10 protein-coding genes and 4 pseudogenes are annotated in these 15,265 nt (G+C 72.6%); 11 read left to right on the forward strand and 3 right to left on the reverse strand.

Annotated elements, in window-relative coordinates; translation table 11 throughout:
* Positions 1-80: 80 nt before the first annotated feature.
* The 7 genes and pseudogenes from CRP52_RS32285 to CRP52_RS32315 all read left to right on the forward strand — a co-directional run bounded on the left by CRP52_RS32285 (position 81) and on the right by CRP52_RS32315 (position 8,571).
* Positions 81-1,646, forward strand: coding sequence for an amino acid permease (locus tag CRP52_RS32285; RefSeq protein ID WP_373560541.1), 1,566 nt, complete (start codon positions 81-83; stop codon positions 1,644-1,646).
* A 40-nt stretch (positions 1,647-1,686) separates the two neighbouring features.
* Positions 1,687-3,044: pseudogene (locus CRP52_RS32290) on the forward strand (glutamine synthetase family protein).
* Positions 3,041-3,769 carry a gamma-glutamyl-gamma-aminobutyrate hydrolase family protein gene (locus tag CRP52_RS32295; RefSeq protein WP_218893146.1) on the forward strand — a complete coding sequence of 243 codons (729 nt, stop codon included), beginning with the start codon at positions 3,041-3,043 and terminating at the stop codon, positions 3,767-3,769. Before CRP52_RS32290 ends, CRP52_RS32295 begins: the two are co-directional and overlap by 4 nt.
* A 13-nt stretch (positions 3,770-3,782) precedes the next feature.
* A pseudogene (locus CRP52_RS32300) lies at positions 3,783-5,155 on the forward strand (aldehyde dehydrogenase family protein).
* Positions 5,156-5,160: 5 nt separating this feature from the next.
* On the forward strand, positions 5,161-5,937 hold the full coding sequence (locus tag CRP52_RS32305; protein WP_218893147.1) for a 3-oxoacyl-ACP reductase: 777 nt from the start codon (positions 5,161-5,163) through the stop codon (positions 5,935-5,937).
* 202 nt (positions 5,938-6,139) lie between these two features.
* Positions 6,140-7,705, forward strand: coding sequence for an APC family permease (locus CRP52_RS32310; RefSeq protein ID WP_097239626.1), 1,566 nt, complete (start codon positions 6,140-6,142; stop codon positions 7,703-7,705).
* Positions 7,706-7,890: 185 nt separating this feature from the next.
* Positions 7,891-8,571 carry a GOLPH3/VPS74 family protein gene (locus CRP52_RS32315; RefSeq protein ID WP_097239627.1) on the forward strand — a complete coding sequence of 227 codons (681 nt, stop codon included), beginning with the start codon at positions 7,891-7,893 and terminating at the stop codon, positions 8,569-8,571.
* 58 nt (positions 8,572-8,629) lie between these two features.
* Here the strand turns inward: CRP52_RS32315 and CRP52_RS41055 are convergent.
* A pseudogene (locus CRP52_RS41055) lies at positions 8,630-9,187 on the reverse strand (HAD-IC family P-type ATPase); the annotation flags it as partial.
* A 289-nt stretch (positions 9,188-9,476) separates the two neighbouring features.
* Here CRP52_RS41055 and CRP52_RS32325 point away from each other — a divergent pair.
* The 4 genes and pseudogenes from CRP52_RS32325 to CRP52_RS32340 all read left to right on the forward strand — a co-directional run.
* Complete coding sequence (locus CRP52_RS32325) at positions 9,477-9,896, forward strand: ArsR/SmtB family transcription factor (protein WP_143685876.1); 420 nt, start codon at positions 9,477-9,479, stop codon at positions 9,894-9,896.
* 123 nt (positions 9,897-10,019) lie between these two features.
* Entirely contained in the window at positions 10,020-11,684 is a 1,665-nt protein-coding gene (locus CRP52_RS32330; protein ID WP_257032969.1) for a phospholipase D-like domain-containing protein, read from the forward strand.
* 157 nt (positions 11,685-11,841) lie between these two features.
* Positions 11,842-12,642, forward strand: a complete 801-nt coding sequence (locus tag CRP52_RS32335) for a metal-dependent hydrolase (protein WP_097239629.1) — start codon at positions 11,842-11,844, stop codon at positions 12,640-12,642.
* Positions 12,643-12,685: 43 nt separating this feature from the next.
* Positions 12,686-13,144: pseudogene (locus CRP52_RS32340) on the forward strand (DUF885 family protein); the annotation flags it as partial.
* An 85-nt stretch (positions 13,145-13,229) separates the two neighbouring features.
* Here CRP52_RS32340 and CRP52_RS32345 read toward each other — a convergent pair.
* Together CRP52_RS32345 and CRP52_RS32350 are read right to left on the reverse strand one after the other, a co-directional pair.
* The gene (locus tag CRP52_RS32345) at positions 13,230-14,090 is read right to left on the reverse strand and encodes a PIG-L family deacetylase (RefSeq protein ID WP_097239631.1); all 861 of its coding nucleotides are present in this window, start codon (positions 14,088-14,090) and stop codon (positions 13,230-13,232) included.
* 164 nt (positions 14,091-14,254) lie between these two features.
* The gene (locus tag CRP52_RS32350; RefSeq protein WP_097239632.1) at positions 14,255-15,193 is read right to left on the reverse strand and encodes a hypothetical protein; all 939 of its coding nucleotides are present in this window, start codon (positions 15,191-15,193) and stop codon (positions 14,255-14,257) included.
* Positions 15,194-15,265 lie beyond the last annotated feature (72 nt).

The following is a 15,265-nucleotide window of genomic DNA, read 5'->3' on the forward strand; positions in this document are numbered from 1 at the left end:
CGTCGAACCCGCCGGAGCGAGCGCGCCACGCCGTCGTGGCCGCGTGCCCCCGGCACGCCCTCTACCCCCAGGGGTGCCCCATGACCGACGCACGCTCACCCGACCACCCTGCCCCCGCCGTGTTTCCGGAGGACACCGCCCCCGTTTCCGCCGACGAACAGCGGCTGCGCGAGCTGGGGTACACCCAGGAACTGGCCCGCTCGATGTCGGGCTTCTCCAACTTCGCCGTCTCCTTCTCCATCGTCTCGATCCTCTCCGGCTGCCTCACCCTGTACGGGACGGGCATGAAGACCGGGGGCCCGGCCCTGATCGTCTGGGGCTGGCCGGTCGTCGGGCTGCTCACGCTCTGCGTCGGGCTGGCCATGGCCGAGATCTGCTCCAGCTACCCGACGGCCGGCGGGCTCTACTACTGGTCCGCCAAGCTGACCCGCACCCGCGGCCCGGCCTGGAGCTGGTTCACCGGCTGGTTCAACTTCCTCGGCCAGGTCGCGGTCACCGCCGGCGTCGACTACGGCGCCGCGTTCTTCACCAACGCCTTCCTCGACCTGCGCTTCGGCGTCGCGGCCACCCCCGAGCACACCATGGAGATCTTCGCGGTCATCCTGCTGGTGCACGGCCTGCTCAACACCCTCGGGGTACGGCTCGTCGCGGTCCTCAACAGCGTGTCCGTGTGGTGGCACCTGATCGGCGTCGCGATCATCGTGGGCGCGCTCGCGTTCCTCCCCGAGCGGCACGCCTCCGTGTCCTTCGTCCTCACCGAGTTCGTCAACCAGACCGGCTTCCACAACCAGCTCTACGTCGCGATGCTCGGCCTGCTGATGGCCCAGTACACCCTCACCGGCTACGACGCCTCCGCGCACATGACCGAGGAGACCCAGGACGCCGCCCGCTCCGGCCCGCGCGGCATCGTCAACGCCATCACCGTCTCCCTGGTGGCGGGCTGGATCCTGCTGCTCGGCATCACCTTCGCGATCCGCGACTACGACGGCGCGCTGAACAGCGACACCCAGGTCCCGCCCGCACAGATCTTCATCGACGCGATCGGCTCCGGCGGCGCCCAGGTCCTGCTGCTCATCGTCATCGGCGCCCAGTTCTTCTGCGGCATGGCCTCCGTCACCGCCAACTCCCGCATGATCTACGCCTTCTCCCGCGACGGCGCGCTGCCCGGCTCCCGCCTGTGGCACCGGATCTCCCCGCGCACCCAGACCCCGACCAACGCGGTCTGGCTGGCGACCGGCGGCGCCCTGCTGCTCGGACTGCCCGCGCTCTGGAACAACACCGCCTACACCGCCGTGACCTCCATCTCCGTCATCGGCCTGTACATCTCCTACGTCATCCCGGTGTACCTGCGGCTGCGCCAGGGCGAGGACTTCCCGCGCGGCCCCTGGCACCTGGGCCGGTGGAGCCGGCCGATCGGCGTGGTCGCCGTCGGCTGGACGGCGGTGATCACCGTCCTGTTCATGCTGCCCACCGCCAGCCCGATCACCGCCGAGAGCTTCAACTACACCCCCGTCGCCGTGCTCGTCGTGGTCGGCTTCGCCGGCGTGTGGTGGCTCGTCTCCGCCCGCCACTGGTTCACCGGGCCCCACACCGGCGCCGTGCCGTCCGCCCCCGAGGCCCCGGCCCCCGAACCGGAGATCCGATGACCAGCCCCCGGCCCACTCCCGGCACCGAACTGGAGACCCGATGACCAGCCCCCGACTCACCCTCGACGAGCTGCGCACCCGCGTCGCCGACCGGTCCGTCGACACCGTCGTGCTCGCCATGACCGACATGCAGGGCCGCCTCCAGGGCAAACGCGTCGCCGCCGAGTACTTCCTGACCGACGTCGTGCCCGGCGCCGCCGAGGGCTGCGGCTACCTGCTGGCCGTCGACATCGACATGAACACCGTCGACGGCTACGACATCTCCTCCTGGGAGAGCGGCTACGGCGACCTGACCCTGCGCCCCGACCTCGCCACCCTGCGAGCCGTCCCCTGGCACCCGGCCACCGTCATGGTCCAGTGCGACGTCACCCACCACGACGGCACCCCCGTCGCCGTCTCCCCGCGCCAGATCCTGCAACGCCAGCTGGACCGGCTGGCCGGCTACGGCTGGCAGGCCCAGGCCGCCACCGAGCTGGAGTTCATCGTCTTCCGGGACAGCTACGAGCAGGCCTGGGACAAGGACTACACCCGCCTCACCCCGTCAACCAGTACAACGTCGACTACTCCATCCTCGGCACCGGCCGGATCGAACCCCTGCTGCGCCGGCTGCGCAACGACATGGCCGGCGCCGGCCTCACCGTCGAGTCCGCCAAGGGCGAGTGCAACCTCGGCCAACACGAGATCGCCTTCAAGTACGCCGACGCCCTCACCACCTGCGACAACCACGCCGTCTACAAGACCGGCGCCAAGGAGATCGCCGCCCAGGAGGGCTGCAGCCTCACCTTCATGGCGAAGTACGACGAGCGCGAGGGCAACTCCTGCCACATCCACCTCAGCCTGCGCGACGAGCAGGGCGCGCCGGTGTTCGCCGGCGACCGCCCGCACGGCTTCTCCCGCACCATGGAGCACTTCCTCGCCGGGCAACTCGCCTGCCTCGCCGACTTCGCCCTGCTGCTCGCTCCCACCGTCAACTCCTACAAGCGCTACGTGCCCGGCAGCTTCGCGCCCACCGCCATCGCCTGGGGCCGCGACAACCGCACCTGCGCCCTGCGCGTGGTCGGCCACGGCCCGTCGCTGCGCTTCGAGAACCGCGTCCCCGGCGGCGACGTCAACCCCTACCTCGCGGTCGCCGCCCTGATCGCCGCCGGCCTGCACGGCGTCGAACAACAGCTGGAGCTCGAACCGGAGTTCACCGGGAACGCGTACGCCTCCCAGGCCCCCAGGGTGCCCGCCACCCTCCGCGACGCGGTCGACGCCTTCGAACGCAGCGCCGCCGCCACCGAGGCCTTCGGCAAGGACGTCGTGCGGCACTACACCCACGCCGGACGCACCGAACTGGCCGCCTACGACCGGGCGGTGACCGACTGGGAGCGGCGCCGCGGATTCGAGCGACTGTGACCGGCACCGACCTGACAGGACGCGACGGCCGCCGCCGGCCGCTGATCGGCATCACCAGTTACCAGGACGACGCCGCCTGGTCCGTCTGGCACCAGCGCGCCTCCCTCGTGCCCCAGACCTACGTCGACGCCGTGGCCCGCTCGGGCGGCACGCCAGTGCTGCTGCCCCCGCAACCCGGAGGCGTCGGCCACCTGCTCGACGTCCTGGACGGACTCGTCCTCGCCGGGGGTCCGGACGTCGACCCGGCCCGCTACGCGGCCGCCGCCGACCCGCGCACCGGGCCGCCCCACCGGCCCCGGGACGACTGGGAGAGCAGCCTGCTGCACGCCGCCCTGGCCCGGGACCTGCCACTGCTCGGCATCTGCCGCGGCATGCAGCTGCTCAACGTCGAACTCGGCGGCACCCTGCTGCAGCACCTGCCCGACAACAGCCACCAACACGTCCCCGCCCGCTTCGTCCACCACCGCGTCACCGTGACGGACGGCAGCCGGCTCGCCGCCGTCCTCGGGCCGGCCGCCGACGTCTCCTGCTACCACCACCAGGCCGTCGACCGGCTCGGTACCGGACTGCAGGTCACCGCCCGAAGTGCCGATGGAACCGTCGAGGCGCTCGAACTGCCGGACCGGCGCTTCGCGTTGGGTGTTCAGTGGCACCCCGAGACCGACCCCGACGACCCCCGCCTGTTCCACGCCCTGATCACCGCCGGCCACCGCACCGTCCACTGAGGGAGACCGCCCGATGACCGAACCGGACCTCCACGAGGTCGTCAACCCCGCCACCGAGGAGGTGATCACCACCGTCGAAATGGCCGGCCTCGCCGAGACTGACGCCGCCATCGCCCGCGCCCGCGCCGCCTTCGACACCTGGCGCACGGTCGCCCCCGCCGACCGGGCCCGACTGCTGCGGGCCTTCGCGGCCGCCGTCGACGCCGACCGCGAACACCTCGCCGCCCTGGAGGTCGCCAACGCCGGCCACACCATCGGCAACGCCCGCTGGGAGGCCGGCAACGCCCGCGACGTCATCGAGTACTACGCCGCCGCCCCCGAGCGGCTGTTCGGCCGCCAGATCCCGGTGGCCGGCGGCATCGACCTCACCTTCCAGGAGCCGATCGGCGTCGTCGGGGTCATCGTGCCCTGGAACTTCCCGATGCCGATCGCCGCCTGGGCCCTCGCCCCGGCCCTGGCCGCCGGCAACACCGTCATCGTCAAACCCGCCGAACTCACCCCACTCACCGCCCTGCGCCTCGGCGAACTCGCCCTCCGGGCCGGGATCCCGGAAGGCGTGCTGCAGATCCTGCCCGGACGCGGCCCGGTGGTCGGACAGCGCTTCGTCACCCACCCCGACGTGCGCAAGGTGGTGTTCACCGGCTCGACCCGGGTCGGCAAGGAGATCATGGCGGGCTGCGCCGCCCAGGTGAAACCCGTCACCCTCGAACTCGGCGGCAAGAGCGCCAACATCGTCTTCGCCGACGCCGACCTCGCCAAGGCCGCCGCCACCGCCCCGTACGCCGTCTTCGACAACGCCGGCCAGGACTGCTGCGCCCGCTCCCGGATCCTGGTCCAGGCGTCGGTGTTCGAGGAGTTCCTGGCGCTGCTGGAGCCCGCCGTCCGGGGCGTGCGGGTCGGCGACCCGGCCGACGAGAAGACCGAGATGGGCCCGCTGATCTCCGCCGCCCACCGGGAACGGGTCGCCTCCTACGTCCCCGACGGCGCGGCCGTCGCCCTCCGCGGCACCGCCCCCGAGGGGCCCGGCTTCTGGTACCCCCGACCGTCCTCGCGCCGGTACGGCATGACGACCCCGCCTTCACCGAGGAGATCTTCGGCCCGGTCGTCGCCGTCGTCCCGTTCCGCGACGAGCAGGACGCCCTGCGGATCGCCAACGCCACCGAGTACGGGCTGTCCGGCTCCGTCTGGACCAGGGACATCGGCCGCGCGCTGCGCGTCTCCCGCGGCGTCGAGGCCGGCAACCTCTCCGTCAACTCGCACTCCTCGGTCCGCTACACCACGCCCTTCGGCGGCTTCAAGCAGTCCGGCCTCGGCCGCGAGCTCGGCCCGGACGCCCTGGACGCCTTCACCCAGACCAAGAACGTCTTCATCTCCACGGAAGAGTGAGAGGAATGATCAGCATGACCCAGCGACTCGACGGCCGGGTGGCCGTCATCACCGGCGCGGGCAGCGGCATCGGCCTGGCCACCGCCCGCAGGTTCGCCGCCGAGGGCGCGAAGGTGGTCTGCGTCGACCTCGACGCCGAGACCGGCGCCAAGGCCGCCAACGAGGTCGGCGGCCTGTTCCTGGAGGCCGACGTCACCGACGAGCAGGCGGTGCAGGCGCTCTTCCAGCGAGCCGTGGACGAGTACGGCCGGCTCGACATCGCCTTCAACAACGCCGGCATCTCCCCGCCGGACGACGACTCCATCCTCACCACCGGCCTGGACGCCTGGAAGCGCGTCCAGGAGGTCAACCTCACCAGCGTCTACCTGTGCTGCAAGTACGCGATCCCGCACATGCAGCGGCAGGGCAAGGGCTCGATCATCAACACCGCCTCCTTCGTCGCCGTGATGGGCGCGGCCACCTCGCAGATCTCCTACAGCGCCTCCAAGGGTGGCGTCCTCGCGATGTCCCGCGAACTGGGCGTGCAGTTCGCCCGCGAGGGCATCCGGGTGAACGCCCTGTGCCCCGGCCCGGTGAACACCCCGCTGCTGCAGGAGCTCTTCGCCAAGGACCCGGAGCGGGCCGCCCGCCGGCTCGTCCACATCCCGCTCGGCCGCTTCGCCGAGCCCGAGGAGATCGCCGCCGCGGTGGCCTTCCTCGCCTCGGACGACTCCTCCTTCATGACCGCAAACACCTTCCTGGTCGACGGCGGGATCTCCGGCGCCTACGTCACGCCGCAGTAACCGCGGGGCCACCCCCGGAGGAGCCCGGCCGGGCTCCTCCGGACGGCCGACCCGCCCCGGCGGCGTCAGGGCCTGTCCGGCGGATCTTGCCGGGCGCCCGACGCCGCGCGCTGATCCGACAAGATCCGCCGGACAGGCCCTAGGCTGTGACGACCACATCGGTCCTCGCGGCCCCCGCCGTGCACCCAAGGGAGTGGGATCCGTGCCGGCCTCCCCGACCAGCCCCCCGACCGGCGTCCCCACCGGCTCCGGTGCGGGCGAGAAGGGCCTCAAGACAGGCGCCCTGGGACTGCTGTCCTCCGTCTGCATCGGCCTCGCCTCCACCGCCCCCGCCTACAGCCTCGCCGCGACCCTCGGCATCATCGTGGTCGGCGTGGGCCTCCAGGCACCGATCATCACCATCCTGGCGTTCGTCCCGATGCTGCTGATCGCCTACGCCTACAAGGAGTTGAACGCCACCGACCCGGACTGCGGCACCACCTTCACCTGGGCCGCCCGGGCCTTCGGCCCCCGCACCGGCTGGATGGGCGGCTGGGGGATCGTCGTCGCGGACATCATCGTGATGGCCAACCTCGCCCAGATCGCCGGGGTGTACGGGTTCCGGCTGGTCGGCCTCGACTCCTTGGCCGACGACAAGGCCTGGACCACCACGGCCGGCGTGGTGTGGATCGTCGTGATGACCGCGATCTGCTACGTCGGCATCGAACTCTCCGCCGCCCTGCAGCGCTGGCTGCTGGCCGTCGAGGTGGTCATGCTGGTCGTCTTCTCGGTCACCGCGCTGGTCAAGTCGTACGGCTCCGGCGCCCCCGCGACCGCCATCCCGGTCTCCGCCGCCTGGTTCAACCCGTTCCACATCCCCTCGACCTCGGCGTTCACCGCCGGCATGCTCGCCGCCGTCTTCATCTACTGGGGCTGGGACACCGCCGTCTCCGTCAACGAGGAGACCGCCGACTCGACGCGGACCCCGGGCCGGGCCGCGGTCATCTCCACCGTGCTGCTGCTCCTCATCTACGCCCTGGTGGCCACCTCCGCCCAGGCCTTCGCCGGGGTCGGGACGGACGGCATCGGCCTCGGCAACCCCGACCACTCGGGGGACGTGCTCTCCGGACTCGGCGACGCGGTGTTCGGCACCACCGGGATCGGCGCCGTGCTCAGCCGGCTGCTCATCCTGATGGTGCTGACCTCGGCCGCCGCCTCCACCCAGACCACCATCCTGCCCACCGCCCGCACCACCTTCTCGATGGCCACCCACCGGGCCATCCCGGCCGGCTTCGCCCGGGTGCACCCGCGCCACCAGACCCCGACCTGGTCGACGGTCGCGATGGGCCTGGTCTCGATCGCCTTCTACGTGCTGCTCACCGCGATCAGCGGCAACGTCCTGGCCGACTCGATCGCCTCCGTCGGCCTCGGCATCGCCTTCTACTACGGGCTGACCGGCTTCGCCTGCGTCTGGTACTACCGCCGAGTGCTCACCCGCAGCGTCCGGGACTTCCTGTTCAAGGGCGTGCTGCCGCTGGCCGGCGGCGTGATGCTGCTGTACTTCTTCGCCTACGGCGCCTTCGACGTCTACGCCGACCCGCACTACGGGGCCACCTCGATCGACCTGCCGGGCATCGGCGAGGTCGGCGGGGTCACCGTGATCGGGCTGGGCGCGCTGCTGCTGGGCGCGGTGCTGATGCTGGTGCAGTGGGTGGTCCAGGGGTCGTGGTTCCGGCACCCGGACGTGCCGGTCGGCGCGGCGGACCGGGAGACGGCGCCGCCGTCCTGACATTCCCGTACGTGACGCTCCCGTACCTGACGCTCCCGTACCTGACGTTCCCGCACCTGATGTTTCCTGGCGTGGGCGGGAACCGGGCCGGTGGTGCGGGCGTTGCTGGCTGAGGACACCCGGGTTTCGGCGGCCGGTCGCGGCGCTGCGGGGTGGCCGGTCCGTACAGGGAAAGGAAATGGCACATGCACGTCACCCTCGCCGAGGAGCTGATGCTGCTCTCGCTGGACGACGAGTCCGGTGTGGCGAAGGACGGTTCGAGCGCCGGATGGGCGGTGGCGGGGAGCTTCCTCGCCGACCTCGCGATGGCCGGGCGGATCGCGGTCGAGGAAGGCCGGCTGGCCGTCACCGACCCGACCCCGACCGGCGATCCGCTGCTGGACGAGCGCCTGGAGCGGCTCGTGGAGTGGATCGGGCGCAAGGCCCCCGGCAAGGCGAAGGCGTCGGAGTGGCTGACCAGGGATCACGCCACCGCGGTCCGTGCCACGGTGCTGCGGCTGTGCCAGCGCGGTCTGGTCGTGGAGGAGCGCCACCGGCTGCTCGGCCTCTTCCCGGTGCGCCGCTACCCGGAGGCGGACGGCTCCGTGGAGCGGGAACTGCGCGAGCGGCTGGCCTCGGTGATCCGGCACCACGCGGCGCCGGACGTCCGCACGGCGACCCTGATAGCCCTGCTGCACGCCGCCCGGCTGCACGGCCTGGCCTTCCCCGACCTCCCGCGCAAGCGGGTCGAGATGCGCTTCGCGGAGATCGCCGCAGGCGACTGGGCGGGCGACTCCGTCGGCCAGGCCATCCGGAACATGCACGTCGCCATCGCGGCCATCGCCGCGGTGACCGCCGCCACGGCTGCCACGGCGGCCGTCAGCTGACGGACCGACGGCCCGGGGCCCGCACCCGACGAGGGGAGGGCCCCGGGCCGTCGTGTGTTCAGCTGCCGGTTCCGGCCTCGGCGCGGGCCCTGGTCCAGGCCGTCTCGCGCAGCAGCCGCAGGCCGTTGAGGCCGACGAGGACGGTGGAGCCCTCGTGGCTGAGCACGCCGAGCGGCAGCGGGAGGGCGGCGACCAGGTCCCAGAGCACCAGGGCCGTGATGAACACCGAGGCGATCGCGAGGTTCTGGACGACGGGGCGACGGGCCCGGCGGGAGAGCGCCACGACCGCGGGGACGGTGGCGAGCTCGTCGCCGACGATCACCGCGTCGGCGGTCTCCAGGGCGAGGTCCGAGCCGGCCCGGCCCATCGCGATCCCGGCGTGGGCGGCGGCCAGCGCCGGGGCGTCGTTGACGCCGTCGCCGATGACCAGCACCTTGCGTCCGGCCTGCTCCTGCTCGCGGATGGCGGAAACCTTGTCCTGCGGCAGCAGCCCGGCCCGGACGTCGGGGGTCCCGAGCTCGGCGGCCAGCCGGGCGGCGGCGCGCGGGTTGTCGCCGGTGACGAGCACCGGCGCGGTGCCGGTGAGCCGGGTCAGCGCGGTGACGATGGCGGCCGCAGCCCGGGTCGCGGTGGCGGGGGCGAGGTCGAGCAGTCCGTGCACCGAGTCGGCGGTACGGGCGGTGGGCGGCGCCTCCAGGGCGCCGGAGGTGGCGAAGATGACGATCAGCAGGGCGCCGTCCATCACCTGCCCGACGGCGGCGGCGCCGAGTGCGGCGACGATCATCAGCAGGTCGACGTCGAGGGTCTTCTCGCGTAGGGCCAGCAGGCCCGCCCAGGCGGGCTCCCAGCCGCCGGCGGCGTAGGCCAGGGCGTACAGCGGGCCCTAGGCCCAGGCGGGAGCGCCGGTGAGCTGGAGCGGCAGCGCGACCAGGAAGAGCGCCGCCGCCACTGCCGTCCCGCACACCCGCCTGGACGCCGCCAGCGCCGCCCGGGTGGCCACCACCCTGCAGGCGCTCGCCACCCCCTCCCGCCTGCTGATCCTCTCCCGGCTGTGCGAAGGCCCCTGTGCCGCCACCGAACTGGCCGCCGAGGTCGGCCTGGAGCAGTCCGCCTGCTCGCACCAGCTGCGCCTGCTGCGCAACCTCGGCCTGGTCGTCGGGACGCGGCGGGGCCGTTCGGTCGTCGACGCGCTCTACGACAACCACGTGGCGGCCCTGCTGGACCAGGCGGTCTACCACATCGAGCACCAGCGGCTCGGGCTCAGCGACGCGGACGCGGACGCGGACGCGGACGCGGACGCCGGCGACGTCGAGGGCGAGGACTGAGGGGCGGGGGTTCCGTCGTGTGCGGCCCCGGTGGGGCCCTGACGTTGCATCAAGTTACCTCAAGGTAATTAAATGGTGCCGTCCGGGTGAACCCTCCCCGGCTTTCTCATGAAGGATTCGTTCGTGTTCGAGCACCACCCCCGGGGTTCCGGCCGCCGTCTCGCCGGGCCCGCGCTGGCCCTCGTCGCGGCCGTCTGCGCGCTTCCCTCCGCACCCGCGTCGGCCGCCCCCGTCCCCGCTCCCGCGCCGGCTCCGGCCCCGCCGGCCGCTGCCACCCCGCACCTGGACGCGGTGGAGCAGGCGCTGCGTCAGGTGTCCCCCGGGCTGGCGGGAACGGTGTGGCAGCGGACGGCGGGCAACCGGCTCGACGCTCCGGCAGGCGACCCGGGCGGCTGGCTGCTCCAGACCCCCGGCTGCTGGGGCGACCCGTCCTGCACCGAGCGCACCGGCACCCGCCGACTGCTCGACAAGATGCGCGAGAACATCTCGCGCGCCACCCGCACCGTCGACATATCGACCCTGGCGCCGTTCCCGGACGGCGCGTTCCAGGACGCCATCGTGGACGGCCTCAAGGCCTCGGTGGCCGCCGGGAACGCGCCGCACGTGCGGATCCTCGCCGGGGCCGCGCCGCTGTACAACATCACCGCGCTCCCGTCGAAGTACCGGGACGAGCTGGTGGCCAAGCTCGGGCCCGCGGCCGGCCGGGTCACCCTCGAAGTCGCCTCGATGACCACCGCCAAGACGGCGTTCTCCTGGAACCACTCCAAGCTGCTGGTCGTCGACGGACAGAGCGTCATCACCGGTGGGATCAACAACTGGAAGAACGACTACCTGGACACCGCCCACCCGGTCACCGACGTCGACCTCGCGCTGAACGGCCCGGCCGCCGCCTCCGCCGGCGCGTACCTGGACACCCTGTGGGACTGGACCTGCCGCAACACCGGGACGTTCTCGGCCGCCTGGTACGCCTCCACCGGCGGCACCGCCTGCACCCCCGACCTGGAGAAGCGCCGCAACCCGCCGGCCGACCGGGTGCCCTCCACCGGCGACCAGTCGGTGATCGCCGTCGGCGGCCTGGGCGTCGGGATCCGCGCCACCGACTCCGCCTCCGCCTACCGCCCCGGCCCGGTGCCTGCCGCCGACGACGTCAAGTGCGGGCCGATCGGCCTGCACGACAACACCAATGCCGACCGCGACTACGAGACGGTCAACCCGGAGGAGGCCGCCCTGCGCGCGCTGATCGCGAGCGCCGGCAGCCGCATCGACATCTCCCAGCAGGACGTCACCGGCACCTGCCCACCGCTGCCCCGCTACGACGTCCGGCTCTTCGACCTGCTCGCGGCCAAGCTCGCCGACGGCGTGAAGGTGCGCATCGTGGTCAGCGACCCGGGTAACCGGGGCACCGTCGGCAGCGGCGGCTATTCGCAGATCAAGTCCCTGAACGAGATCAGCGACACCCTCCGGGCCCGCCTCACCGTCCGCCTCGGCGACCCGGCGCAGGCGAAGTCGGCGATGTGCAGCAACCTCCAGCTCGCCCCGTTCCGCGCCGCCCCGACCTCGACCTGGGCCGACGGCCACCCCTACGCGCTGCACCACAAGCTGGTCTCGGTCGACGGCTCCGCCTTCTTCATCGGCTCCAAGAACCTCTACCCGGCCTGGCTGGAGGACTTCGGCTACGTCGTGGAGAACCGCACCGCCGCGGCGCAGCTCGACCAGCAGCTGCTCGCCCCGCAGTGGCAGTACTCGCAGAACGCCGCGACCTTCGACTACAGCCGCGGGATCTGCTAGCTGACCTCCGCCCTCCCGGACCGCGGCGCCCGTCCGCGCCGCGGGCCGGCCTGCCCGCCGCTCCTGCGGATCGGTTGGTGATCTTGGACGGATAGGCTGCCGTGATGTCAGGTCCTCGCGACGGGGACGCAACTGAAGGATCGGTGGGTGTACGGACATGATGGGACCGGCGCATTCCTTGTCAGGCGCGGCCGCCTGGCTGGCGGTGGGAGCGGCGGCGGCCGGACTGGGGGAGCCGATGCCCTGGCCGGTCCTCCTCGCCGGGGCGCTGATCTGCGCGGGTGCGGCGCTCGCGCCGGACCTCGACCACAAGGCGGCCACGATATCCCGGGCGTTCGGGCCGGTCTCCCGAGCGCTCTGCGAGGTGATCGACAACCTGTCCCACGCCGTCTACAAGACCACCCGAGGCAAGGGCGACCCCCGGCGCTCGGGCGGCCACCGGACGCTGACCCACACCTGGCTCTGGGCCGTGCTGTGCGGGGCGGGCGCCGCAGCCGTGGCCGTGTACGGCGGCCGCTGGGGCGTGCTGGCCGTGCTGTTCGTCCACATGGTGCTCGCGATCGAGGGACTGCTCTGGCGTCACGCCCGGGTCTCCAGCGACGTCCTGGTATGGCTGCTCGGCGCGACCAGCGCGTGGATGCTCGCCGACGTCCTGGACCAGCCCGGCAACGGCTCCGGCTGGCTGTTCGACCAGCCCGGCCAGGAGTACCTGTGGATCGGGCTGCCGATCGCCCTCGGCGCCCTGGTCCACTGCCTCGGCGACGCACTGACCGTCTCCGGCTGCCCGGTGCTGTGGCCGATCCCCATCGGACGCAAGCGCTGGTACCCGGTCGGGCCGCCCAAGGGCCTACGGTTCCGAGCCGGCAGCTGGGTGGAGATCAAGGTGCTCACCCCGGTGTTCATGGGCGCCGGCGGCGTCTGCGCGGTGGGCGCGCTCGGCTTCTTCGGCAACGGCTGAGCCGCCCGCTGCGTCGCCGCCGCGCGGCCGGGGTGACCCCAAGGAGGGCTGGGCGCTGTACGCGGAGCGCCTGATGGACGAACTGGGCTTCCTGACCGACCCGGCCCGGCGCCTCGGCCACCTGGACAAGCAGATGCTGCGGATCATCCGGGTGATCGTCGACATCGGCATGCACCTGGGACTCGCCATCCCCGCCGACTCCGCCACCGGCGGGGCGGGCTTCCACCCCGGCGAACGCTGGACCCCGGAGCCGGCCACCGCGTTCATGGCCGCCCACCACGGCAGCGACATCCCGCGCCGCACCAGCGAGATCTCCCGCTACCTCGGCTGGCCCGGCCAGGCCATCGGCTACAAGCTCGGCGAACGGACCTGGCTGGACGGCCGGGAAGCGGCCCGGCACCGGCTGGGCGCCGACTTCGACCTCCGGGCCTGGCACACGGGCGTGCTCGCCCAGGGCTCGCTCGGCCTGGCCGACCTGGCCGCCAGGCTCGCGCGCCCCTGAGCGGCTTGCCGTCGGCCGGGGAGCGGGGCCCCGGAAAACCGTCGGCCCGGGACCGGGGGTGCCGGTCCCGGGCCGACGGGGCGGCTCAGCGCAGCCCGGCGAACAGGTCGTTCTCGGGCAGAGCCGCGCCGGTGGTGTCGTGGACCCGGACGAAGGTCTCCACGCCCATCAGCTCGGTGAACCTCTCCTTGCCCATCTTCAGGAAGAAGATGTTCTCGCCCTGGCTGGCGTGCGCGGCCAGCGCGTCGAACTTCTGGCCGCCGAACTCGGTGGTGTCCACCCAGGTGGTGATCTCCTCGTCCGGCAGCCCGATCTCGGGCATCTCGGGCGTCTCGGCGGCCTTCGCCGGGTCCTGCTCCGAGTCCGGGTTCGGCTCCTCCCAGTCCGCGCCGAGCTCGCGCATGACCTCCCCGAAGCGCTGCATCGCCGAGCGCGGCGCCGTCGTCCAGTAGACCTTCGGCGTCATCCCGGTGAGCTCCAGGGCGGCCATCGTGATGCGGTTCGCCTGGATGTGGTCGGGGTGGCCGTAGAAGCCGTTCTCGTCGTAGGTCACCACCACGTCGGGTCGGTACTGCCGCAGCAGTTCGGCGAGGCGGGCGGCGCCCTCCGCCACCGGGGTGCGCCAGAAGGACCCGGGCGCGTCATTGGCCGCCCAGCCCATCATCCCGGAGTCGGCGTACTCCAGGAGCTCCAGGTGCGAGACCTTCAGGATCTCGCAGCTCGCCTCCAGCTCCCGCCGGCGCAGGGCGGCGACGGCCGCCGGATCGTGCCCGGGGTCGCCCGGCTTGACGCCCCCCGGCCCGTCGCCGCAGCCGCCGTCGGTACAGGTGACGAGGACCGTACGGATGCCCTCCGCCGCGTACCGGGCGAGGACACCGCCCGTGCCGGTGGCCTCGTCGTCGGGGTGCGCGTGGACCGCCATCATCGTCAGGGGCCGGTCAGCCATGAAATCCATCCTCCGGTCGGAAAAGTGCTCGGCCTGAGTCTGCGCCACGAGGGCCGTCGGCCGCCCCGCATTATCGTCCCTCGGGGCCCGCCGGGAGGAATCGGTCCGGCCGGGTGCCGGTCGGCGGCGCCGTAGCCACCGGCCGGCATCCTGTGGAGGTGCTGCTAGCCGTGCGTCACGCAGGAGTTGGCGCTGTTGGACCAGAGGCCCTGGAGGTCGAAGGTGCCGGTGCTCAAGGTGACGTAGGCGTCCATGTTCTCGCACTCGTCGCCGATCTCACCGCCGCCGCCGTTCCAGCCGATGCTGGGCCAGAAGTCGGTCACGGTCTCGGCGTACTCGTGCGTCTCGGTGGACTCGATGCCGGAGAGCAGGCGGCCGTCCGTGAAGGTGGTGCAGGCGCCGGCGCCGAGGTCCGGGATGTACGGCAGGTTGGTGTAGGCCAGGGTGCCGTACGCGCTGCTCGTCTTGTCGTGCCAGGCGCAGAAGCCGGAGTTGGGGAAGCCGTCCGGGTGCGTGCCGGTGGCGGAGACGACCACGTACTGGGCGTTGAGGTTGGGCGCCTGGGTGGTGTTTCCGAAGTGGGCGGCGGCCTTGCCGGCCTCGGCGGCGAGCTGGGTGGCGGTCGCACTGCCGGGTGCGGCGGCGGAGTTGTCGAACCAGACGCCGGCCAGCGGGGAGGAGGCCGGGTGCTGGACGTGGGTGCCCTTGGTGCCGCAGGTGGTGGTGCCCTTGGCGACGCCCTCGCAGTACTGGTCGAGGACGGTGCCCCAGGTGTCCTGGCTGCCGTAGAGGCCGTTGAACATCTTCTGCAGGTCGGGCGCCACACCGGCCGGGTCGGAGGACCACTGCGAGCCCCAGAAGACCAGGTACACCTTCGGAGTGGGGGACACCACGCCCTGGCTGGCGCTGGAGCGGACCGACAGGGTGTTGCCGGCGCTCGCGGCGGTCCGCTGGGCGGCCCCGGAGTGGAGCGGCTTGGCGCCGAAGTGGGCTGCCGTGGGGGCGGGTTGGGCCTGGGCGCCGCCGGCCAGCGTGGTGGTGCCGAAGGCGGCCAGGGCCAGCGCGGCCAGGGTGTGGGCGGCGGCCTTGAAGGATGTGCGCATGCGTCTGCTCCCGAGTGTGAGGGTGTGGGAGGTCCGTACGTGCGTGTGAGCCCCGACACCACATCAGCCCGG

This window comes from Streptomyces sp. 1331.2 (assembly GCF_900199205.1).
In the GTDB taxonomy this organism is placed as follows: domain Bacteria; phylum Actinomycetota; class Actinomycetes; order Streptomycetales; family Streptomycetaceae; genus Kitasatospora.

Coding starts and splice junctions, on each gene's coding strand:
- CRP52_RS32285 (WP_373560541.1), top strand. CDS start 81: ATGACCGACGCACGCTCACCCGACCACCCTGCCCCCGCCGTGTTTCCG.
- CRP52_RS32305 (WP_218893147.1), top strand. CDS start 5,161: ATGATCAGCATGACCCAGCGACTCGACGGCCGGGTGGCCGTCATCACC.
- CRP52_RS32315 (WP_097239627.1), top strand. CDS start 7,891: ATGCACGTCACCCTCGCCGAGGAGCTGATGCTGCTCTCGCTGGACGAC.
- CRP52_RS32335 (WP_097239629.1), top strand. CDS start 11,842: ATGATGGGACCGGCGCATTCCTTGTCAGGCGCGGCCGCCTGGCTGGCG.
- CRP52_RS32345 (WP_097239631.1), bottom strand. CDS start 14,090: ATGGCTGACCGGCCCCTGACGATGATGGCGGTCCACGCGCACCCCGAC.
- CRP52_RS32350 (WP_097239632.1), bottom strand. CDS start 15,193: ATGCGCACATCCTTCAAGGCCGCCGCCCACACCCTGGCCGCGCTGGCC.